This is a genomic window from Streptomyces sp. NPDC029122, assembly GCF_055569445.1.
In genome coordinates this window covers 24,101-42,841 of record NZ_JBVHWK010000037.1, presented here as the reverse complement: position 1 = coordinate 42,841, position 18,741 = coordinate 24,101, and the positions used below count along the sequence as shown (strand labels likewise).

The window sequence follows — 18,741 nt, the reverse complement described above, 5'->3', positions numbered from 1 at the left end:
CTCCCCGGAGTGCACCCCCTCGGAGCCATGACGGTCTCGCCGGGCCGGTGACCCGCCGGGTTCCTATGCTCGAAGGGACGGCCATCGGCCGTACGACGAGGAGGCGGGTGGCATGACCGAAACGGCGGACGCGCGCGAGGCCGACCGTGCGCTCAAGGCGAAGCACCGGGCGATGTGGGCACTGGGCGACTATCCCGCGGTCGCGACACGGCTCGTGGCGGCTCTCGGGCCCGCGCTGGTGGAGGCCTGCGGGGTGAAGGAGGGGGACCGGGTGCTGGACGTCGCCGCGGGGTCGGGGAACGCCTCGATCCCGGCCGCGCTGGCCGGTGGCGAGGTGGTGGCCTCCGACCTCACGCCCGAGCTGCTGGCCGTGGGGCGGCAGGAGGCCGCCGCGCGCGGCGCCCGGCTGAGCTGGCGGGAGGCGGACGCGGAGGCGCTGCCGTTCGAGGACGGGGCCTTCGACACGGTGATGTCCTGCGTCGGGGTCATGTTCGCCCCGCACCACCAGGCCGCCGCCGACGAGCTGGTGCGCGTCTGCCGGCCCGGCGGCACGATCGGTCTCGTCAGCTGGACCCCGGAGGGGTTCATCGGGCAGATGTTCGCCACCATGAAGCCGTACGCGCCGCCGCCCCCGCCGGGAGCGCAGCCGCCGCCGCTGTGGGGGCGGGAGGAGCACGTACGGACGCTCCTGGGCGACCGCGTCACCGATGTCGACGCACGCCGGCGGACGCTCCGCGTGGAGGCGTTCGGGGAACCGGAGGAGTTCCGCGAGTTCTTCAAGGCCTCCTACGGGCCGACGATCACGGTCTACCGGAACATCGCCGACGATCCCGAGCGGACCGCCGCCCTCGACGGGGCCCTCACGGACCTGGCGGCCGGGGCCCTGCGGGACGGGGCCATGGAGTGGGAGTACCTGCTGCTCACCGCGCGGCGGAGCCCCGCGGGGGCGGGGTGACGGACGGCTCCCGGGGCCCGGGACCAGGTCCCCGCCGGCAGGAACGCGGACGGACGGCGCCGGGCGGGGACGCGCCGTGCCCCGGGGCGCGCCGCCGACCGGCCCAATGCCGTCGTCCCGGCGGGCCGGCGGGCGATCGTGGGGCGGGCCGGTACGGGCCTCCCGGTCGAAGGAGTCACACGGTGGCAGCAACATCACCCGAGGAGCGCCCGGAGCCGGCGGGCCGGTACGGCGAGGCCCTCTTCCCGCCCGGGCGGCCCGGCGAGGGCGAGCGCATCGACCACGCGGCGCTCGTCTACGACCCGCTCACCCGGCAGCGGCTGCGCGCGCTCGGCGTCGGCCCCGGCTGGCGCTGCCTGGAGGCCGGCGCCGGTACGGGCACCGTCGCACGCTGGCTCGCCGAGGAGGCCGGTGCCGAGGTCGTCGCCCTGGACCGCGACACCAGCCGGCTGACCCCGCTCGCCGGACCTCGGCTGCGGGTGCTCGCCGGCGATCTGACCCGGCTCGACGACACGGCGGAGCCCGGCTCGTTCGACCTGGTCCACGCCCGGTTCGTCCTCATGCACCTCCCCGAGCGCCGGGCCCTCGTCGACCGCCTCGCGAAGCGCCTCAAGCCCGGCGGGTACCTCGTCCTCAGCGATGCGGCGGACGTGCCCGACCCCGCCGACGCGCGCTCCGCGTACCGCCGCACCCTGGACGCCATGTGGCGGACGCTGGCGGAGACCATCGGCACCGACGTCGCCGCCGTGCGCTCCTACCCGCACGCCCTGCGCGCGGCCGGTCTGGCCGACGTCGCGGCGGAGCTGGTCTGCCCGCCCCTGACTCCGGGCGCCCCGCTCGCCGCCTTCTGGCGCGAGACCTGGCAGCGGATGTGGACGGACCTCCTCGCCCCGGGCCGGCTCGAACCGGCCGTCTTCGACGAGGCGCTCGCCTACCTCGACTCCCCCGGCCTGGCCGAGCTCGGCCCCGGCATGCTCACGGCGTGGGGCCGCCGTCCGGTGCCCCAGGGCTGACCCGACCGCGCCCCACCGGCCGCTCGGCGGTGCTTTCCGGCCGTTCCCGGCCGCCGGGCGGGCACGGGCCTGCATCGGGGGCACCCGCGGAAGCGGCGGCAGCACGCCGCCGCGCGCGGACCGCGCGCCGGCCCACAGCACCCGGAGGAACGATCATGCTGATCACGGTCACCCGTACCGGCGGCTTCACCGGAGCCGAGAAGCTCCGCTCGCTCGACACCACCGGCCGACGGGACGCGGCACGGCTCGAAGAACTCGCCCACCGGGCCGTCTCCTCGGTGGCGGACGGCTTCCACTACCGCATCACCGTCGACGGCGAGGTCCTCGACGTCCAGGACCCGTGCCTGTCCGACGACCAGCGGGCGCTGATCCGCACCGTCCTCGGCGAAGGCGCCTGACGCCGGAAGCCGTAAGCCGGTCGCGTGCGCCCGGGACGGCCCACCGGGCGCGCGCCGGTGCAGGACCGCGGCAGGCCGGCAGAGCGGGCGGTGCGGCAGGCCGGCGGGCTATCCTGCGCGCCGTGATCAACTGGACCGAGATCGAAACCGCCGACTGCGCGGTGCCCGCCGGCCGCTCCATGGAAGAGATGGTGCGGCTGCTGTCGGCTGCCCTCGCGGATCCGGATCCGCTGGTCCGGGACGGGCCCCCGCACTCCGTCCTCGCGGCCTGGATAGCCCGCGGGGTGATACCCGCGCCCCGGCGGCTGGCGCTGGGTGACGAGATGGCCGCCCGTTTCACCGATCCCGCGGTCCAGGCCCGTGCCTTCGCCCCTCTGGTGCTCGACATGCTCGTGGCCAGGGGCGACTTCAAGGCCGCCTGGGTCGACGCCTTCGAGCGCTGGTACCCGGCGGAGAAGGACCTGAGGGGCCACGACGAGGAGCTGGGCTGGCTGCACGCGGTGGCGCACGGTGCGGACCTGCTGAACCGGTTCGGATGCCGTCCCGAGGTGGACCCGGCACGGATGCTGGACCTCGCCGCCGCGCGGCTCACGGCGCCCACCGCCCACGTGTTCGACCAGCTGGAGGAGGACCGGCTGGCGAGGGCGCTCGCCCGGGTGCTCACCCGGCCCGACATGAGCGAGCGCGACGCGACCTCGTGGCTCGAACCGGTCGCCGCCCGCTTCGGCTCGGACCGCATCCCCTCGCCGGTACCCGCACACCTGACCAACTGCCTGCGCACGCTCCGGATGCTCTACGTCTTCGCGGACCGTGGGGTGCGGCCGGACCCCGCGTCGGCGCCGGTGGCCCTGCACCACCGCGCGGCGGTCAAGGCCGCGCTGGCGCAGACCCTCGACGGGATCATCAGGCGCTGAGGAGGACGACACCGGCCCGGCGGGAACGGGCGGGGCCGTCCGCCCGGGCCCCTCAGTGCAGGGTCCAGTGGAACTTCCCGCCGCCGACCCACCGGACCTCGTCCAGGTCGTCGAGGTCATGGATGGTGATCCCCGCCTCGGCGGCGACCAGCAGCACGTCCGTCATCGACTCCGCCCGGCCGACGAACTCTCCGTCGAGCTCGACGATCCGGAAGGGCGGGGTACCGGGTTGGAGGCCCAGGACGGTGATGCGTGCCGGGGAGAGGTGAGGTGTCAAGCCTTCGGTCATGGGGAGACGGTTGCACGCCGTCACCGGCGACGGGCGCGGCGACACGTCCCGGGGAGCCGATCGGCGGCGTACGGGCGACCTCGCACCAGCCGGCGCGGCCGGGCGGACGGGCGGCCGGGTTCGCTGCGCCGGCGGCACCGCGGTTCCGGTGGGGGCGCCGGAGGGCCGGGCGCGTGGAACCGCGGGGCATCCGCCGCGGCGGGTCCGGGCGCCTCGGCACGGCGCGCCGGTCAGACCCGCCGCCAGGCGGCCATCGCCCACGAGAACAGGCCGAACAGCACCAGGCCCGCCGCCACCACGACCAGCAGCCACGGCCCCGCCGGGGTGTCGGCGAAGGCGCGCAGGGTGTCGTCGATGCCCTTGGCCTTGCCGGGGTCGTACTCCACCGCCGCGTAGACCGCGCACCCGCCCACCCCCGCGAACAGGGCGCCCCGGGCGAGGCCGCCCGCCACGCCGAGCGCCTCGACGACACCGCTCAGCCAGCCCGGCCGCGAGGGCAGCGCCAGTTCGTCGCGGAACGTACGCCGCACCGCCGACACGGCGATCACGACTCCGCCCACGACCACGGCGAGTCCCGCCAGACCGACCAGCCAACGGCCGCCGGGCCATTCGAGGACGCTCGCGGTGGCGTCGCGCGACTGCTCGTCGCTGGACTTCCCGCCGCCCTGCCCGGCCGCGAAGGCGAACACGGACGCCGCGACCACGGCGTAGAAGACCGCCCGGAAGGCCGCCGCCAGCCGTTTGCCGGCCTTGCGCCCGTCGGGCCCGGCACCGCCGAAGGCGGCTTCCGACAGGCGCCACAGGGTCATCCCGACCAGGCCGATGCCGACGGCCCAGATCAGGACCCGCCCCAGGGGTCCGACCGCCAGTCCGGCGAGCGCTCCCTGCCGGTCCGCCTGCCGCCCCGGGTCCTGGCCGAACGCGATGCGCAGGGCGATCGCGCCGACCAGGACGTACAGGACCCCGCGCGTGGCCAGTCCCGCCCGGGCAGCGGCGACGAGGCCGGTCCGGGAGGCGCCGTTCCGGACCCCGCTCCCACCAGCAGTCGATTGCATGATCAGCCCTCCGGTCCGGGAGCGCGTCCGCGCTCCCCTCCCGGGCGTCTGCCCCGTACGGCGCCGTTGTCCCAGACGCGTCCGGAGTGGTCACGCCGCGTGGACCGGCCGTCCACGGCGCGGGGTCAGCGGCCCAGGGCCCGGCGCAGGGTGATCCCGTACCGGCTGCGCAGGCGGCGCACCTCCCAGACCGAGAGCGCGGTCACCGACAGGGGGCCGCCGAGGAGGAACATGTACAGCACCTCCGGGGGTGCGGCGACGTCCGGGCCGTTGAAGACCTGGAAGGCGAAGAGCGACCACACCAGCAGCGGCGAGAGCAGGGCCGGGAGCATCTGGTGGACGTCGGAGGCGCGGAAGCAGGTGGTGACGCAGACGTAGGCCGTGAGGATCGTGTACGGGACCGAGGCGATCAGCAGGGCGATGGCGATCAGCCAGCCGATGACGAGTACGAGGAAACTGAGCACCGAGCACAGGATCCCGCGGCCGACGATCGCGGAGAAGAAGCCCATCAGGTCGTCCCCGCCGACGAGTTCGCCCTTGATGGTCCTGAGGGACAGCCAGGTGGCGGCGGGGCCCAGGGCGAGCGCCAGCATGGAGACGACCGGTCCCAGCAGCCGCCGGGCGAAAGCGCGGCGCCGGTCCGGGGTGCCCGCGACGAGGAAGGCGGTGATGCCGATGACGCTCCCCGCGAGCAGGATGGCGCAGGCGATGCCGAGTTCGACGAGCTTGCCGAGGACGAACTCCTCCCGGCCCGAACTCAGCGGGTAGGCCACGACGAGCCACACCGCGGCGACCATGCCGAGGAGCGTCCGTCCGAGCTGCATCCCGCTGATGAGCCGGTCGTGCGGGCGTTCGTCCGGCCCGGGGGCGTGGTCGCCCATGCAGGTGTGGAAGAACTCGTTCACCGTGGCGAGGAGTCCGCCCTCGTCACCGCCCACCTGCGGCCTGGCCGTGCTCACTCGCTGCTCCCCCGGTCCTGCGCGTGCTCCGCGCGGCGCGTGCAGCGCACCGCGAATGCCGAACACCCTAACGGATCTTGAACGGTTGGCCGGTCCGGGGACGGGTGTTCTCATCGCGGAAGGAAGCGGACGGCGGGATACCGGGCTCGGCGAAACGGCCGGTGCCGTGGAAGCGAAGGGGCACGTCCACACGCCGCGAAGCGGTCCCTGCCACCGGGGGTGTCAGTGCCCTTTGGCAGCATGACCCCCATGAGCAAGGTAGTGAACTACAGCATGGCGAACCGCGGCGAGGTCATGCGCTTCGTGCCCGCCCTGGACCTGACCGCCGACGAATCGCGACGCCTCGAGAACATGCGGGCCAGGGCACGGGCGCGTCAGGCCGATCTCGACTACCAGGGCGTGGACTGGGGTCTGTCGGTCCCCGACGCACTGGAGGAACTGGTCGCCGGCCGGGCCGAATCCTCCGCCGACTACGCCGGGAGCGCCTACTACGCGGCCCTCCAGATCATCATCGACCACAACGCGAGCGACAGCGCCACCCTGGCGAGTTACCGCAGTCCGGTCACGTACTTCTCGGCTCTGGACGCCGCGCTGAGCGCGGAAGGCGTCCCGGCGGACCTGCTGCCGTACCAGTACGTCTTCAGCGGCCCGCCCTCGGAGATCCCGTTCCACATCCCTCATCCCCTGGACGGCTCACCGGAGATCGGATGCTGGCCTCTGGCGAAGGCCGGGCCCGCGGTGGAGGCCTACCGCGCGGTGCTGGACCGGATCGACACCGATCTCCGGTACGACCTGGAGGAGCTCGTCAAGGCCCTCGACGGCTGGGCCTCGGAGTGGAACGAGGGTCAGGGCGCCTGGTGGTGGGCCGAGGACGGCTCGATCTTCTTCTCGATCACCGGCTGACCGGCCGCGGCGGAGCCGAGGGCCGGCCGCGCCGGCCGCGACCCGCCCTCGAATGTCTCGCGCGGACGTGCGCACGCCGACCGGCGGCCCGGGCCGGATCACCGTGGCGTGCGCGACGGGAGCTCTAAGAGGGGCGGTTGAGGCCCCACGTCTGCAGGACGAACGGCCGCCCCTTCTCCTCACCCTTGATCAGCGGTACGTCCAGCAGGCCGAAGCCGGCCTTCCGCGCCACGGCGACGCTGGCGGCGTTCTCCGCCTCCAGTTCGAGGATGACCTGCTCCGCGTCCAACTGCTCGAACGCGTACGCGGCCATCACCCGTACCGCCCGTGCCGCCAGTCCCCGGCCCCGGTGCGCGGGGCCGACCGCGTAGCCGATCTCCATGCCCTCAGGGGCGCGCCGCAGCATGATCTCCCCGAGCGCCGCGCCGCCGTCGACGGTGATGGCGAGCAGGACGGTCGTGCCTTCCTGCCGCAGCTGCCGGGCCCGGGCCAGCCGTGTCCGCGCGGCCGCCTCGCCGAAGGGCGAAACGATCGGCGTCCAGTACGCGATGTCCGGGTGGTCGAACAGCTCCGGCATCGCGGCCAGGTCCGCCTCCGTCCAGTCGCGCAGGACGAGCCCCTCGCCCGAGAGCTCGATCCGCTCGGGCAAGGACGACGATGGGGCACTGCTCATGTGTGGGACCTCCCTGGCCTGTTCAGGACGAGGCAAGATAACCGAGACGGGCCCAGGAGCAGGCGTATTTTCTCACGGGGTGCCTGTGTCGGACGGGGTGGCGACCCTGGAGAGGGTCAGTACCCCCACGCAGATCACGGCCAGGCCCAGGAACTGCGGGACCAGCCACCAGTGGGCCCGCAGGTGCTCCTCGTACAGCAGGACCCCCAGTGCGATGCCGACGCCGGCGTCGCCGAGGGTGAGCGCGGGCTGCGAGGCGACCAGGGGGCCGCCCTGCATGGCGTGTCCGAGGAGCAGCAGGGCGCAGCTGCCGGTCAGGGCGAAGGCGTACGTCTCCCAGGCCGTCAGGAACGCACCCGTGCCGCCGTCGTCGAGTGCGTGCACGGCCGACTTCATCAGGGCCGCCGTGACGGCGTAGCAGACCGCGGTGGCCGCGCCGAGGCAGCCGGCCCGCATCCGGCCGGGCGGCCGCCGCAGCCCGGCCGCGGCCAGGGCGGCCACCGCCGCGGCGCACACCGCCAGCGCCAGGACCCAGCGGCCGAACGGAACCTGCGTACGGTTCCCGGTCGGAGCGGCGGCCACCAGGACGATGCCGAGCCCGGCCACGACTCCCCCCACGGCGAGCCACAGGGTGCGCGGCAGCCGGCTCCGGGCGAGCACCGAGGAGATCAGCAGGGCGAGCGGCAGTTCCAGCACGAAGAGGGGCTGTACGAGGGCCAGGGGCCCCGTGGCCAGTGCCGCGCCCTGTCCGGCGCCGGCCGCGATGACCGCCAGGATCCCGCCGATCCAGACGGGCCGCCGCAGCAGGTCGAGGACGAGCCCGAAGCGGAATCCCTGGCTCTGCGGGACGGTGAGGGACGCCCGCCGCTGGAGGACGGTCCCGAGCGCGTTGCTGGACGCCGCGAACAGTGCGAAGAGGACCGGCAGGAGGAAGCCCATGCCCCGATCCTCACCGCACCGGCGGCCGGTCGCCGCCGCGACACCGCGTGCGGTCCCTCCGGGGCCGCGCCGCTCACCCCTCCGGCGTCCCCTCGTGCGCGGCGAGTACGAACGGGTGGCCCGCCGGGTCGGCGTAGCGGCGCAGCGTGGTCCGGCTGCCCGGCCGGGTCTCGCCGCCCTCGGCGGCCAGCGGGCGGGCCCCCAGGTTCACCGCCTCGCGCTCGGCTTCGTCGAGGGACCGCGCCGCCACGAGGATGCGCAGCTCGGCCCCCTGAGCCTCTCCCGGGGGCGGCCAGCTCGGCGGGGCGTGGTCCGGGTCGCGGCGGACGCCGAGGACGACGCCGGTGCGGCCGGTGACGAGGATGAGGTCTCCGTCTCCCTCGGCGGGGCCGGCCGTGGCACCGGTCAGTTCGGCGTAGAAGCGGGCCAGGACTTCGGGCTCGGCGCTGTCCAGGACGAGGACGGCTGTCTTGGGTACGGTCATGAGCCGCGTGTGCCCCTCGGCCGTTCCCCTATGCGGGCAGCGCCCCAACCCGCCGATGGGAGCGGTCGGTTGACGGGCCGCTCACCCGCCGGGCTCCGCCGCGCGGAACCCGGGCGCCCCCGGCGACGGCGCGAGGAGGACGCGGGGCAGGGCCTCCGGATGCTTCTCCGACAGCCAGGCGATCAGCTGTTCCCGTACGGCACAGCGCACCGTCCACAGGTCGTCGGCATCCTTGGCCGTGACGATCACGCGCACCACCATGGTGGAGGGAGTGGTCTCGGTGACGGCCACGTCCCAGCCGCGCCCGTCCCACTCCCGGCACTGGTCGAGTATCTCGCGCGCCTTGTCCCGTATGAGGTCCACGGGGGCGCCGTGGTCGCAGTGGAGGAAGACGGTGCCGGTCATCTGGACGCCGCCGCGCGACCAGTTCTCGAAGGGGCGGGTGGTGAAGTACGAGACGGGCATCGTGATCCGCCGCTCGTCCCAGGTGCGTACGGCGAGGAAGGTCAGCGTGATGTCCTCCACCACGCCCCATTCGCCCGCGACCACGACCGTGTCCCCGATGCGCACCATGTCGCCGAAGGCGATCTGGAACCCGGCGAAGAGGTTGCCGAGCGTGGACTGGGCGGCGACGCCCGCGACGATGCCGATGATTCCGGCGGACGCGAGCACGGAGGTGCCCAGTGCGCGGAAGCTCGGGAAGGTCAGCAGCATCGCCGCGGCCGCGACGACCACGACGACGGCGGTCACGACCCGCATGATCAGGGTCACCTGCGTGCGCACCCGGCGGACCCTGGCCGGATCGCGGGTGCCGGTGGCGTACCGGGCGTACGCGGATTCGACGACGGCCGAGGCCACGCCCACGACGAGCCAGGCACCGGCACCGATCAGGGCGAGCGAGAGGACCCGGCCCACGACGGCCTCGTGTTCCTGGAGCGGCCGCCACGCGGTCTGCTGAAGGGCCCCTCTGAGCAGCGCGGCCAGGAGCACGATCTGCAACGCCGGACGGCAGCGGCGCAGCGAGTGCCACAGGGGTGTTTCGGGGTGACGCGCGTCGGCCCGGCGCAGCAGCAGGTCGACGGCCCAGCCGGCCGCGCCCGTCAGCAGGATCGCGGCTGCCAGGACGGCAAGCGGGCGGAGAGCGGCGTTCATTCATCTCCTCGGCGGATGTGGACGGCGACGGCACGGACCTCCACGCCCCTGCCCCGACGGCGGGAGCCGACACCCTCACGGTGCCGACGGGGCCGGCGCATGGGCCTGGCGAGGGCGGGTACCCGGGGCCGTGGACGTCCTGACGGAGCGACCGGCACCGAGGGGTGCGGGGCTGCCGGGGACAGGGAAGGGGTGCACATGTCGCATGTCGAGGAGTACGTCGAGGTCAACGTTCCGGTACGTACGGCCTACAACCAGTGGACGCAGTTCGAGGACTTCCCCGCCTTCATGGAGGGCGTCGAACGCGTCGAGCAGCGGAGCGACACGCTCACCCACTGGGTGACGAACGTGAACGGTGTACAGCGCGAGTTCGACGCGCGGATCACCGAGCAGCTCCCGGACCAGCGTGTCGCGTGGATGACGGTGGACGGGGAGACCCGACAGGCCGGCCTGGTCGTCTTCCAGCCGATCGACGCGAGCACCACCAAGGTCGTCCTGCACATGAACTGGGTGCCCGAGGGACTGGCCGAGAGCGCGGCCGACAAGCTCGGCTTCGTCAAGCGCCAAGTGGCCGGGGACCTGAAGCGGTTCAAGCTGTTCATCGAGTCGCGCGGGGTCGAGACGGGCGCCTGGCGGGGCGAGGTCTGACCACGGCCGGGGCGATCCGCCCGGTGCCCCGCACGTACGCGAAGGCCCCGGTCTCCGTGAGGAGGCCGGGGCCTTGATCGAGCGCTGGGCAGGCCTTGCACCTGCATCCCCCCACGGGAAGTGGGGTGTCTTTCCTTGGACCACCAACGCCGGTCCCCCCACCGTGTTCCACGGCGGCGAGCTCGAGATCAACTATACGGCACACGGACGGGCGGTACGAACCGCCGCGCCGGCCGGCCCCGGTCGCCCTTGGTGACGTAACACGCCGTTGGTCAGGTGAATGCCGGGCTCAAGGGCCCCGCAAGCGGTGTGATCCTGCTTCGACGTTCCGTCATCTACCTTGGAGTGACATGCGTATTCGAACTGCGATCGCCGCCACCGTCCTGGCCGCGGCCGGCATTCTGGGCGCCGGCGGTACCGCCGTCGCCGACGCCAACGCCAACGGCCTCGCCGTCGGCTCCCCGGGCGTGCTGTCCGGCAACGTCGTCCAGGTGCCGATCCACATCCCGGTCAACGCGTGCGGCAACAGCGTCAACATCATCGGCCTGGTCAACCCGGCGGCCGGCAACGTCTGCGTCAACACCTGACGGCGACGCGGCCCCTGGCCGCGTCGCCGACGGTCCCGCCCGGTGGGGAAGCCCGCCCGGGCGGGACCGTCGTCCCGCCCGGCGGACACCCCGCTCCCGTGCGGGGGTACGCCGGGATACCTTGTTCCTCCAGGTCAAATAGGGGGAACGTGATGTCGTACAACGCCGGGTGGGGTCCGCATCCCGGGCAGTCCGCGCCGCAGTGGGCAGGGGGCTGGATCCCGCCGGCTCCGCAGCCGGGGGTCATACCCCTGCGTCCGCTCGACGTGGGCGAGATGATCGGCGGCGCCTTCACGGCCTTCCGCCGGTACTGGAAGCCGCTGGTCGGCGTCATGCTCGCGGTACAGGGCACCGGATTCCTGCTGGCGGTCGCGGCGGTGGTGATCGCCGTCGTGGCCTTGCCCGACAGCTTCTCCGCGGTCTTCGACCCCGCGCCGGGACAGCGGCCCGACAGCGCGGAGGTGACGGACGTGGTCCTGGCCCTCCTGCCCGGGGGTCTGCTGCTGATGTTCGTGATGCTGGCCGGCACGGCGGTGATCGGCGCCCTGTGCCCGGCGGTGGTGCAGGAGGCCGTGCTCGGCCGCACCGCCACCTTCCGCTCCATGTGGCGCCGCAGCTGGTCCCGGATGCCTTCGGTGCTCGGCGCCGTAGTGCTGATCGGACTGATCGCGGGCGGGCCGGTTCTCCTGATCTACGCGATCGGTTTCCCGCTCGCCCTCACGACCTGGGACGGATCCGGCCCGCCGGCCGCCCTCCTGCTGGTCATCGCGGGCGTCCTGGCGTGGATGCCCGTGGCGGTCTGGCTCATGACGCGGTTCAGCCTCGCGCCCGCCGCGGCGGTGTTCGAGGGAGTCGGCCCCGTCGACGCACTGCGGCGCTCGGCCCGGCTGGTCGGCAACAGCTGGTGGCGCGTGTTCGGCATCACCCTTCTCGCGTACGCCATCGGGATGATCGGGGGTTACGCCATCCAGATGCCGTTCGGCCTGGTGGGCGTCCTCGCGCTCTTCCCCGCCCTGCTGGACGCCGGCACGGGCGGCGAGGACGTCGCACCGCTGTTCTTCGGAATCGCCGTGTACTCGGTCTGCCTGCTGGCCGGCGTCGTGATCAGCGCGCTGTTCCAGCTGGTTTACCCCCAGCTCGCGGTCTCGCTGCTGTACGTCGACCAGCGGATGCGCAAGGAGAACCTGGCGGCGGCCCTGGTCATGGCCGCGCAGCCCGCGCCGGCGCCGGGCCCGGTCCCGGGCCCGGGTCCGGCGTCACTCTGACGGGCGTTCCGGCCGCCCGGGCGCAGCGGCGCCCGGGGTCATCGGGGTGCCTGCGGGATCAGCGTGCCGCGCCGAAGTCCTGCGTCCAGTACTGGCCGGGCTGGGCGAGGCCGATGCCGATCTCCTTGTAGGAGCAGTCGAGGATGTTCCGCTTGTGCCCGGGGCTGTTCATCCAGCCCTCCATGACCTGCTCGGGGGTGCTGTACCCGTAGGCGACGTTCTCGCCGTACGTGCGCCACTCGTACCCCGCGCGGGTGATGCGCCGGCCGGCGTCGGAACCGTCGGAGCCGGTGTGGGACATGTTGCGGTGGGCGGCCATGTCCGCGCTGTGGTCCTGCGCGGCCTTCGTCAGCTTCTCGTTGACGGTGACCGCCGGGCAGCCGGCGGCGGCGCGCGCCTGGTTGACGAGTTCCAGCACCTTGGTCCGGGCGTCGGACGGCGCACCGGGGGCCTGCGGGGCGGCGGGCTCGGCCGAGGCGTCCGCCGGCTGGGGCTGCGGCTGGGACCGCTGGGGCTGCCGCGGCTGCGGGCGCGCGGGCGGCGCGGCCTCGACGACCGGCTCGGCGGGCTGTTCGGCGACGGGCCGGACCGGTTCCGCCGCGTCGGCGCCGGGGAGTGCGGGCGGGCCGGCCTCGACCGGAGCCTGCGCCGGGAGCGGGGCCCCGGTGTCGCCGAAGGGCACGTCCAGCTGCGCCGCGGCGGGCCGGGCGCGGCCGGTGTCCTCGGTGTCCAGGCACGCCATGGCGGCGGTGGGCACGCCCACGACGGCCAGCGCCCCGACGGCGACGGCTATTTTCCTGTAGTGCGTCTTCTTACGGTGCTTCTTCATGCGGGACCTCACTCGGTGATCGCGAAGCTCCCGGCGCCGGACCGCGAGAGCGCCGGAGGATGCGCCATTCTTAGAAGCCCCGCAGAGGCATGGCAAGCCGGCACCGAGGGACCGGCCGGGTGGTCCCGGCTCCGGCTTGAAAGGGCGCGAAGATCGTGCATCGGCCCCGTCACGGCCCGTCGCGCGCAGCTGACGCGCCAGTAGAACCACCTCCCGCCAGGAACGTTGGGCGAGGTGAAATGAGAGCCCCTTATTCCGTTTCTGGCGGAGTGCGGCATGTCAACGCCAAACAGGGACAAATGGCGAAATGATCGGCGTTGGCGATCTTCGTGAGCCCCTGCGGACCGCCGAAAGCGCTGTGTCGCATGTCACGCATACGGAAAGCCCCGTACCCCCGTCGGCTGACGGGCGTACGGGGCTCACGAGCGGACCCCGGCGGCGGGGGCGGGTACGGCGCCCCCACTGCCGGACACGTCTCGCCCTGTGTCAGAGGGAGCTCTTCGACGCGCTGGCGACGACGCACTCCTTGTACTCGCTGCCGTTCCCCTTCCCCAGGTACGGGGTCGTGGCCTCGGTCTGCTGGGACGCTCCCGCCTTGACCTTCAGGCCGCTCACCCGGGCCTGGGCGGGGATCGCGGCGGGGGTCGCGGTGGAGGTCGAGCTGCCGCGGAACTTCATCGTGATGTTGTACGTGTAGTCCAGCGAGCCGCTGTTGGTGACGGTGAGCTTGGCGACCAGGTTCTTGCCGGTGCTGTCCAGCTTGCACCCGTCGATCCGGATGTCGCGCTCGGCCTTGTCCCTGGAACCGCCCGTGACCGAGCCGCTGGTGGAGCTGGAGCTGGTACCGCTGCTGGTGCCGGTGGTGCTGCTGTCACCGCTGGTGCCGGTGGTGCCACCGCTGATGCTGGTGCTGCTGCTGTCGCTGCCGCCACCGGTGGTGCTACCACCGCTGGAGCCGCTGGAGCTGCTTGAGCTGGAGCTGCTGCCGCCGCCACAGCTGGCACCGTGCGAACCACGGGCTCCGGTCAAGGCGACGACGGCGATACCGAATACGGCGACCGCGCGGACATGGCGAAGCTTCACGTTCAAACCCCGTTGAAATATCAGTGAGCAGGAGGGCCCGCCTTGACGGGCGCACGTCACCCTACCGTCGATGGGCGGGTGCTCCGGACACCCTTCGGGCGGCGCGGCGCGCCAACGGGGGGGTGCGGGGCCGGGAGTCGGATGCGGGCCCGCCCGGCGTCCTCGGGCGTCCTTGCGGCTCGCGGGGCGGACGGGTCCGCACCGGACCCGCACACCTCCGTGAAGTATCCGCACCGCAGGCGCACACCACCCTCACGCGCCGGTCCGTGCGCGACGGGGCGCGGCCCGGGGCGATGCGTGTCAGGGTGAACGGAGGAATCCCACCCCGGCGCCGAGGAGTCACCCGTCATGGGCGGTACGAAGGACACGCGGCAGGAGCCCGGCGAACAGGGCGAGGAACGCGAGCGCCCGCAGCCGCCCAGCCAGGACCCCGTCCACCCCGAGCCCGTCACCGCGTCCCGCAGCAGGCGGGCGGAGGAGAAGGGGCGCCGCCGGGAGGAAGAGCGCCGACGCGAGGGCTCCTGAGCGCCGCGGCCGGCCCGGAACCCTCCGCACCCGGCCCTCCCGTACGCGGCGACGGTCAGCGCCGCCGCCGCACTTCCGGCGGATCGTCCTCGGGCCACAGACCGATCATGTCCAGCAGGGTTTCGAGGTCCTCCGCACCGAGGGCGCGGGAGGCGACCGCGCGCCGGGCGGCGGCCCGGTCCATGCTGTCGGCCCGGGCCAGGAAGGCCGGCTCGTCACATCCGAAGGGATCCTTCATACGACCGATGCCACCACGCCCCCGGCACTTCCGCAGCCGCCACTGCTCCCATCAGCCCCCCGTCCGGGGGCGTGCCATAGGATGCCGGGCGGGCGGGGCCGTAGCGCAGGGGTCGACGCGCGCGGTCTCCAAAACCGTGAGGACGCCGGTTCGAATCCGGCCGGCTCCGCCTCCTTCCCGGCAGTCACCGCAACGGGTGCTCAGGCCGTCTGTCCGGCGGTGACGGGGGACGCGTCCTGCCCGGCCCGCGCCTGGAGCTTCTTCTGGCGTGCGGGGCCGCCGGAGATGCGGTGGAGGCGGTAGCCGCCGGGCTTGCGGGCCTCGTCGGCGAGGTGCTTGACGACGCCCTTGCAGACGGCTTCCTTCATCGTGGCGCCGGGCCGTCCGTCGACGTGGAGCCAGATCGCGGTGTCGCCCCGGTCGGCGAACTGGAAGATGCCGTCGTGGCGGCCCAGGCTGATGCACTGGGCGCCGAAGGCCTGGTTGAGGGTGGCGGGCCGGTCGCCCGCCAGCCGGCTCAGGAGGGTGTCGGCGGCCCGTGCGCCCAGGGGCATCGCGGCCTGGCAGCTCATCCGCAGCGGCACGCCCGAAGGCGCGGCCGAGTCGCCGGCCGCCACGATCCGTACGTCGTCCACGCTGGTCAGCGTTTCGTCGGTGAGCAGGCGGCCCGCGTCGTCGGTGGTCAGCCCGCTGCGGGCGGCCAGGTCGGGGACGGCGAAGCCGGCGGTCCAGACGGTGACGTGGCTGGGCAGTTCGCGGCCGTCGGCGAGGCGGACGGCGCGGTCGGTGACGGCGGTGACCTTGGTGGCGGGGCCGTCCAGGACGGTGACGCCCAGGCGGGCGAGGCGGCGGGCGACCGAGCGGCGGCCGCGGGGGTGGAGGTAGGGGCCCAGGGCGCCGCCGCAGACCAGGGTGACGGTGCGGCCGGCGCCGGCGAGTTCGGCGGCGGTCTCGATGCCGGTGGGGCCGGCGCCGATGACGGTGAGGGGGGCGGTGGCGGGTGCGGTGTCCAGGACGGGGCGCAGCCGCTGGGCGTCCTCGAGGGTGGCGACGGGGTAGGCGTGCTCGGCGGCTCCGGGCACGTGCGGGTGTGCGCCGGTGCTGCCGACGGCGTAGACGAGGTAGTCGTAGCCGAGGGTGGCGCCGGAGGCGCGGTGCAGGGTGCGGGCGGGGGCGTCGATGCGGTCGACGGTGTCGACGGCCAGGCGTACGTCCTCGGCGAGGACGTCGACCCGACGGCCGTGTCGGTGCCGCCGACCAGCTGGTGCAGGCGGATGCGGTGGACGAAGGAGGCACGCGGGTTGACCAGCGTCACCGTCACATCACCGAGCAGCGTCTCGCCGCCATCACGCCCGCGTAACCTCCGCCGACCACGACCACCGGTCTTCTCGCTCATGACTTCTCCTTCGCTCAGGGGCTCGGACACAAGACACCGCCGCCCCGGCTCCTGTGACAGGCAGGCCTGTGTGACCTCCGAGCGGAAACGACCCGCCGAGAGCGTTCTCACGGCGGGCCTCCACACATGCGAAGCGGCCAGGACGGGCGGGATCCGGCCTCGGGTCAGAGCCGGTCCGCCGCGTCCTGGCCGCGGGGGTGAAGCGCCAGCGGGCGTTCCCGTCAGCGGGCGTTCCCGTCGCCGCCCTCCCTGCGCCGGCGGCCGCGCCGGCCCAGGGCTCCGGCCAGTCCGATCAGGCCGCCTGTGAGCGCGCCGGCCACGAGGATGCGCAGCAGGTCTTCCATCGAGTACTCCCCCTCTGGTCAGTGCCAGGCGGAGGTGTCCGTCCGCCCGGGTGTCTGATCGACTACGAACGGGGACACTAGCGACGCGCGGGCCGCCCGGCTTGGACGAATCCGACCTCGCCCCTCACAGGGGAAGTGCCCCCTCCGACACCCGGGCGGCGGCCATCCGTCCGGGAGTGGTCCCGGCCAGGGCGCGGAACTCCCGGTTCAGGTGGGCCTGGTCGTAGAAGCCGCAGGCGGCGGTCACTTCGGTGAGCCGCGTGCCGCCCCGGGCGATCAGCCCAACGGCACGGTGGAAGCGGAGCACACGGGCGGACGCCTTGGGCGTCAGACCCACCTGTTCGGTGAACCGGCGGGCCAGGTAGCTCTGGCTCCAGCCGACTTCGGCGGCGATCCGGCCGATCGGGACCGCCCCACCGGTGCGGGACAGCAGGCGCCACGCGTGGCTCACTTCCGGGGAGGGAACGGGACCGTTCGCGAACCCTGCCGTCAGCGCGGCGTCCAGCAGGTCGAACCGGGTTCCCCAGTCGGCGGCGGCTGCCAGTCGTTCCACCAGCACGTCGGCCCCGGGGCCGAGGACGTCCCCGAGTGCGACCGCCCTGTTGGTCAACTCGCTCATCGGGACCGCGAAGAGACGGTAGGCGCCGAGCGGGGTCAGCTCGAGCCGTATCGCCTCCTGGCCGCCGGGATGCTCACACACTCTGGGACCGTCCTCCAGGCCCACGACCAGCGAACCGGGCACCGGCGCCCGCCCGTTCGGGACCGTCTCGTCCAGCCGCCGGACCTGGGCGAACGGCTCCCCCAGGCTGATCACCACGACGGCCCGCCCGTTGGGCACGATCCGTACCCGGTAGGCCGAGGCCGCCGTCTCCCAGTAGCCGGCGTAGCTGTGCACGTACGGGCGCAAAGGAGCGGGCCACGGCCGGGTCACCCGCCACCGCCCGGCACCCACGCGGGTCATCCCGACGCGCATGTCCCTCTCTCCCCTCACGTGCACCGGCGTCCCGGAGAACCGGAGTGCGGGCGGCGTGCCGTGGCCGGCAGGTGCGGGGCCGCGTCGCGCGATCCGTCCAAAGGGGTCGTCCAGCGAGGATGGCACGGCTGGCCGGGGATCCGCCACGACCCGCCCCGCCCGGTGCCTCCGGCCGGGGGTGCCCGGCGGATCAGGAGGCTCCGGCCCCGCCCGGTCTGCGGGAGACCTAGGGTGGAGGGATGAGCGAGATGGAGATCGTCGCCGAACACGGCGCGTGGCGGGGTGAGTTCGAGGAGCGGGTGCTGGCCGCGTACCGGGCCGCGGGGTGCTCGGAGCCGCTGGCCCGGGCCCTGCTGGAGAGAGCCGTGAAGGGGATCGACGGCTGGACGGTGGCCACGGACGGCACGGGGTGGATCGCGGTCGGGGTGACGGAGGACAACGGGGCGGTGGTGGGCCGGATCCACGACCTCACGGTGCCGCACGGCCGGGAGTGGGCCGAGCGGTGGTGCGCCGAGCACGGCGCCGAGCGGATCGAGGTCCGGCTCACCGGCGGAGCCGGACCCTTCGCCGGATATCCCGTACGGGGGCAGAACCGGATGCGCGCCGTCCCCGAACGGCCGGCTCTGCCGCCGGGGCTGACGGTCCGTCGGCTTATGGAGGACGAGTACCCCGCCTGGTACGCCGGCGAGGAGGCCGCCTACATCGCGGACATCGTCCGGGCCGGAGTCCTGACCCCCGAGCAGGCCAAGGAGAAGTCAGACCGGGACTTCGCCCGGCTCCTTCCGCTGGGCTACCTGACCCCCGGCCACGCCTTCTACGCCATGGAGACCGGCGGCGAGCTGATCGGCACCGGCTGGGTGAACCACGGCTTCCTGCCGGGGGTCACCTTCGGCTTCTCGCTGGAGGTGTACGAGGAGCACCGCGGCAAGGGCTACGGCCGGGCCGCGATGGCCGTCGGCGAGTGGGCGACCCGGCACGGCGGCGACGAGGCGCTGATGTTCAACGTCTTCGGTGGGAACGAGGTCGCGATGGGCCTGTACGACAGCACGGGCTTCGCGGTCCTGGACGAGTACCGCTCCATCGCCCTGCGGTGACGTGACCCGCGGCCGCCGAGGGCGG

At 73.7% G+C, this 18,741-nt stretch carries 22 protein-coding genes, 1 tRNA gene and 1 pseudogene; 11 read left to right on the top strand and 13 right to left on the bottom strand.

Translation table 11 applies throughout. The features are described 5' to 3' along the window. Nucleotides 1-112: 112 nt before the first annotated feature. The 4 genes from ACZ4WZ_RS30775 to ACZ4WZ_RS30760 all read left to right on the top strand — a co-directional run bounded on the left by ACZ4WZ_RS30775 (nucleotide 113) and on the right by ACZ4WZ_RS30760 (nucleotide 3,280). Entirely contained in the window at nucleotides 113-955 is an 843-nt protein-coding gene (locus ACZ4WZ_RS30775; RefSeq protein WP_467895806.1) for a class I SAM-dependent methyltransferase, read from the top strand. Nucleotides 956-1,137: 182 nt separating this feature from the next. After that, complete coding sequence (locus ACZ4WZ_RS30770; RefSeq protein ID WP_467895803.1) at nucleotides 1,138-1,968, top strand: class I SAM-dependent methyltransferase; 831 nt, start codon at nucleotides 1,138-1,140, stop codon at nucleotides 1,966-1,968. Between the two features lie 155 nt (nucleotides 1,969-2,123). After that, nucleotides 2,124-2,366 carry a protealysin inhibitor emfourin gene (locus tag ACZ4WZ_RS30765; RefSeq protein ID WP_467895800.1) on the top strand — a complete coding sequence of 81 codons (243 nt, stop codon included), beginning with the start codon at nucleotides 2,124-2,126 and terminating at the stop codon, nucleotides 2,364-2,366. Nucleotides 2,367-2,488: 122 nt separating this feature from the next. Then, complete coding sequence (locus ACZ4WZ_RS30760) at nucleotides 2,489-3,280, top strand: DUF2785 domain-containing protein (RefSeq protein WP_467895797.1); 792 nt, start codon at nucleotides 2,489-2,491, stop codon at nucleotides 3,278-3,280. Between the two features lie 52 nt (nucleotides 3,281-3,332). Here ACZ4WZ_RS30760 and ACZ4WZ_RS30755 read toward each other — a convergent pair whose 3' ends face one another. The 3 genes from ACZ4WZ_RS30755 to ACZ4WZ_RS30745 form a co-directional block, all read right to left on the bottom strand. Then, complete coding sequence (locus ACZ4WZ_RS30755; RefSeq protein WP_467895794.1) at nucleotides 3,333-3,569, bottom strand: hypothetical protein; 237 nt, start codon at nucleotides 3,567-3,569, stop codon at nucleotides 3,333-3,335. A gap of 230 nt (nucleotides 3,570-3,799) precedes the next feature. Further along, a complete protein-coding gene (locus tag ACZ4WZ_RS30750; RefSeq protein WP_467895792.1) occupies nucleotides 3,800-4,624 on the bottom strand; it encodes a DUF1206 domain-containing protein in 825 nt (274 codons plus the stop codon). A gap of 125 nt (nucleotides 4,625-4,749) precedes the next feature. Next, nucleotides 4,750-5,583 (bottom strand): hypothetical protein, encoded by an 834-nt coding sequence (locus tag ACZ4WZ_RS30745; RefSeq protein ID WP_467895789.1) that lies wholly within the window; start codon nucleotides 5,581-5,583, stop codon nucleotides 4,750-4,752. A 249-nt stretch (nucleotides 5,584-5,832) separates the two neighbouring features. Here ACZ4WZ_RS30745 and ACZ4WZ_RS30740 point away from each other — a divergent pair, with 249 nt between their 5' ends. Further along, nucleotides 5,833-6,486 (top strand): DUF7691 family protein, encoded by a 654-nt coding sequence (locus ACZ4WZ_RS30740; RefSeq protein ID WP_467895786.1) that lies wholly within the window; start codon nucleotides 5,833-5,835, stop codon nucleotides 6,484-6,486. A 124-nt stretch (nucleotides 6,487-6,610) separates the two neighbouring features. Here the strand turns inward: ACZ4WZ_RS30740 and ACZ4WZ_RS30735 are convergent, their stop codons facing one another. The 4 genes from ACZ4WZ_RS30735 to ACZ4WZ_RS30720 form a co-directional block, all read right to left on the bottom strand. Beyond that, nucleotides 6,611-7,159 carry a GNAT family N-acetyltransferase gene (locus tag ACZ4WZ_RS30735; protein ID WP_467895783.1) on the bottom strand — a complete coding sequence of 183 codons (549 nt, stop codon included), beginning with the start codon at nucleotides 7,157-7,159 and terminating at the stop codon, nucleotides 6,611-6,613. Nucleotides 7,160-7,231: 72 nt separating this feature from the next. Further along, complete coding sequence (locus tag ACZ4WZ_RS30730) at nucleotides 7,232-8,098, bottom strand: DMT family transporter (RefSeq protein ID WP_467895779.1); 867 nt, start codon at nucleotides 8,096-8,098, stop codon at nucleotides 7,232-7,234. Nucleotides 8,099-8,171: 73 nt separating this feature from the next. Then, complete coding sequence (locus tag ACZ4WZ_RS30725; RefSeq protein ID WP_467895776.1) at nucleotides 8,172-8,582, bottom strand: VOC family protein; 411 nt, start codon at nucleotides 8,580-8,582, stop codon at nucleotides 8,172-8,174. A gap of 81 nt (nucleotides 8,583-8,663) precedes the next feature. Next, nucleotides 8,664-9,734 carry a mechanosensitive ion channel family protein gene (locus ACZ4WZ_RS30720; protein WP_467895773.1) on the bottom strand — a complete coding sequence of 357 codons (1,071 nt, stop codon included), beginning with the start codon at nucleotides 9,732-9,734 and terminating at the stop codon, nucleotides 8,664-8,666. 198 nt (nucleotides 9,735-9,932) lie between these two features. On the opposite strand from ACZ4WZ_RS30720, the gene ACZ4WZ_RS30715 reads away from it, so the two are divergent. The 3 genes from ACZ4WZ_RS30715 to ACZ4WZ_RS30705 all read left to right on the top strand — a co-directional run bounded on the left by ACZ4WZ_RS30715 (nucleotide 9,933) and on the right by ACZ4WZ_RS30705 (nucleotide 12,234). Beyond that, nucleotides 9,933-10,382, top strand: a complete 450-nt coding sequence (locus ACZ4WZ_RS30715; protein ID WP_467895771.1) for an SRPBCC family protein — start codon at nucleotides 9,933-9,935, stop codon at nucleotides 10,380-10,382. A gap of 350 nt (nucleotides 10,383-10,732) precedes the next feature. Continuing rightward, nucleotides 10,733-10,969 carry a chaplin gene (locus tag ACZ4WZ_RS30710; RefSeq protein WP_467895768.1) on the top strand — a complete coding sequence of 79 codons (237 nt, stop codon included), beginning with the start codon at nucleotides 10,733-10,735 and terminating at the stop codon, nucleotides 10,967-10,969. Nucleotides 10,970-11,121: 152 nt separating this feature from the next. Then, nucleotides 11,122-12,234, top strand: a complete 1,113-nt coding sequence (locus ACZ4WZ_RS30705) for a DUF7847 domain-containing protein (protein WP_467895765.1) — start codon at nucleotides 11,122-11,124, stop codon at nucleotides 12,232-12,234. 58 nt (nucleotides 12,235-12,292) lie between these two features. Here the strand turns inward: ACZ4WZ_RS30705 and ACZ4WZ_RS30700 are convergent, their stop codons facing one another. Together ACZ4WZ_RS30700 and ACZ4WZ_RS30695 are read right to left on the bottom strand one after the other, a co-directional pair. Continuing rightward, nucleotides 12,293-13,063: a CAP domain-containing protein gene (locus tag ACZ4WZ_RS30700; RefSeq protein WP_467895762.1), complete on the bottom strand. Its 771-nt coding sequence runs from the start codon at nucleotides 13,061-13,063 to the stop codon at nucleotides 12,293-12,295. 486 nt (nucleotides 13,064-13,549) lie between these two features. Next, the gene (locus ACZ4WZ_RS30695; protein ID WP_467895760.1) at nucleotides 13,550-14,146 is read right to left on the bottom strand and encodes a hypothetical protein; all 597 of its coding nucleotides are present in this window, start codon (nucleotides 14,144-14,146) and stop codon (nucleotides 13,550-13,552) included. Nucleotides 14,147-14,494: 348 nt separating this feature from the next. Here ACZ4WZ_RS30695 and ACZ4WZ_RS30690 point away from each other — a divergent pair, with 348 nt between their 5' ends. Beyond that, complete coding sequence (locus ACZ4WZ_RS30690) at nucleotides 14,495-14,671, top strand: hypothetical protein (RefSeq protein ID WP_467895757.1); 177 nt, start codon at nucleotides 14,495-14,497, stop codon at nucleotides 14,669-14,671. A gap of 55 nt (nucleotides 14,672-14,726) precedes the next feature. Here ACZ4WZ_RS30690 and ACZ4WZ_RS30685 read toward each other — a convergent pair whose 3' ends face one another. Continuing rightward, nucleotides 14,727-14,909 carry a hypothetical protein gene (locus ACZ4WZ_RS30685; RefSeq protein ID WP_467895754.1) on the bottom strand — a complete coding sequence of 61 codons (183 nt, stop codon included), beginning with the start codon at nucleotides 14,907-14,909 and terminating at the stop codon, nucleotides 14,727-14,729. 94 nt (nucleotides 14,910-15,003) lie between these two features. Between ACZ4WZ_RS30685 and ACZ4WZ_RS30680 the strand changes: the two genes are divergently transcribed. After that, nucleotides 15,004-15,078, top strand: a tRNA-Trp gene (locus ACZ4WZ_RS30680). A gap of 31 nt (nucleotides 15,079-15,109) precedes the next feature. Here the strand turns inward: ACZ4WZ_RS30680 and ACZ4WZ_RS30675 are convergent. The 3 genes and pseudogenes from ACZ4WZ_RS30675 to ACZ4WZ_RS30665 form a co-directional block, all read right to left on the bottom strand. Continuing rightward, nucleotides 15,110-16,256: pseudogene (locus tag ACZ4WZ_RS30675) on the bottom strand (NAD(P)/FAD-dependent oxidoreductase). Between the two features lie 270 nt (nucleotides 16,257-16,526). Continuing rightward, complete coding sequence (locus ACZ4WZ_RS30670) at nucleotides 16,527-16,649, bottom strand: hypothetical protein (protein ID WP_467895751.1); 123 nt, start codon at nucleotides 16,647-16,649, stop codon at nucleotides 16,527-16,529. 124 nt (nucleotides 16,650-16,773) lie between these two features. Further along, nucleotides 16,774-17,622, bottom strand: coding sequence for a helix-turn-helix domain-containing protein (locus tag ACZ4WZ_RS30665; protein WP_467895748.1), 849 nt, complete (start codon nucleotides 17,620-17,622; stop codon nucleotides 16,774-16,776). 239 nt (nucleotides 17,623-17,861) lie between these two features. Here ACZ4WZ_RS30665 and ACZ4WZ_RS30660 point away from each other — a divergent pair, with 239 nt between their 5' ends. Further along, complete coding sequence (locus tag ACZ4WZ_RS30660) at nucleotides 17,862-18,716, top strand: GNAT family N-acetyltransferase (RefSeq protein ID WP_467895746.1); 855 nt, start codon at nucleotides 17,862-17,864, stop codon at nucleotides 18,714-18,716. Nucleotides 18,717-18,741 lie beyond the last annotated feature (25 nt).

What these genes read in the sequence shown, in the direction of transcription:
- ACZ4WZ_RS30730 (WP_467895779.1), bottom strand. Translation starts at nt 8,098, where the DNA reads ATGGGCTTCCTCCTGCCGGTCCTCTTCGCACTGTTCGCGGCGTCCAGC.
- ACZ4WZ_RS30775 (WP_467895806.1), top strand. Translation starts at nt 113, where the DNA reads ATGACCGAAACGGCGGACGCGCGCGAGGCCGACCGTGCGCTCAAGGCG.
- ACZ4WZ_RS30765 (WP_467895800.1), top strand. Translation starts at nt 2,124, where the DNA reads ATGCTGATCACGGTCACCCGTACCGGCGGCTTCACCGGAGCCGAGAAG.
- ACZ4WZ_RS30690 (WP_467895757.1), top strand. Translation starts at nt 14,495, where the DNA reads ATGGGCGGTACGAAGGACACGCGGCAGGAGCCCGGCGAACAGGGCGAG.
- ACZ4WZ_RS30720 (WP_467895773.1), bottom strand. Translation starts at nt 9,734, where the DNA reads ATGAACGCCGCTCTCCGCCCGCTTGCCGTCCTGGCAGCCGCGATCCTG.
- ACZ4WZ_RS30670 (WP_467895751.1), bottom strand. Translation starts at nt 16,649, where the DNA reads ATGGAAGACCTGCTGCGCATCCTCGTGGCCGGCGCGCTCACAGGCGGC.
- ACZ4WZ_RS30735 (WP_467895783.1), bottom strand. Translation starts at nt 7,159, where the DNA reads ATGAGCAGTGCCCCATCGTCGTCCTTGCCCGAGCGGATCGAGCTCTCG.
- ACZ4WZ_RS30725 (WP_467895776.1), bottom strand. Translation starts at nt 8,582, where the DNA reads ATGACCGTACCCAAGACAGCCGTCCTCGTCCTGGACAGCGCCGAGCCC.
- ACZ4WZ_RS30755 (WP_467895794.1), bottom strand. Translation starts at nt 3,569, where the DNA reads ATGACCGAAGGCTTGACACCTCACCTCTCCCCGGCACGCATCACCGTC.
- ACZ4WZ_RS30660 (WP_467895746.1), top strand. Translation starts at nt 17,862, where the DNA reads ATGAGCGAGATGGAGATCGTCGCCGAACACGGCGCGTGGCGGGGTGAG.
- ACZ4WZ_RS30710 (WP_467895768.1), top strand. Translation starts at nt 10,733, where the DNA reads ATGCGTATTCGAACTGCGATCGCCGCCACCGTCCTGGCCGCGGCCGGC.
- ACZ4WZ_RS30715 (WP_467895771.1), top strand. Translation starts at nt 9,933, where the DNA reads ATGTCGCATGTCGAGGAGTACGTCGAGGTCAACGTTCCGGTACGTACG.
- ACZ4WZ_RS30665 (WP_467895748.1), bottom strand. Translation starts at nt 17,622, where the DNA reads ATGCGCGTCGGGATGACCCGCGTGGGTGCCGGGCGGTGGCGGGTGACC.
- ACZ4WZ_RS30750 (WP_467895792.1), bottom strand. Translation starts at nt 4,624, where the DNA reads ATGCAATCGACTGCTGGTGGGAGCGGGGTCCGGAACGGCGCCTCCCGG.
- ACZ4WZ_RS30705 (WP_467895765.1), top strand. Translation starts at nt 11,122, where the DNA reads ATGTCGTACAACGCCGGGTGGGGTCCGCATCCCGGGCAGTCCGCGCCG.
- ACZ4WZ_RS30740 (WP_467895786.1), top strand. Translation starts at nt 5,833, where the DNA reads ATGAGCAAGGTAGTGAACTACAGCATGGCGAACCGCGGCGAGGTCATG.
- ACZ4WZ_RS30700 (WP_467895762.1), bottom strand. Translation starts at nt 13,063, where the DNA reads ATGAAGAAGCACCGTAAGAAGACGCACTACAGGAAAATAGCCGTCGCC.
- ACZ4WZ_RS30685 (WP_467895754.1), bottom strand. Translation starts at nt 14,909, where the DNA reads ATGAAGGATCCCTTCGGATGTGACGAGCCGGCCTTCCTGGCCCGGGCC.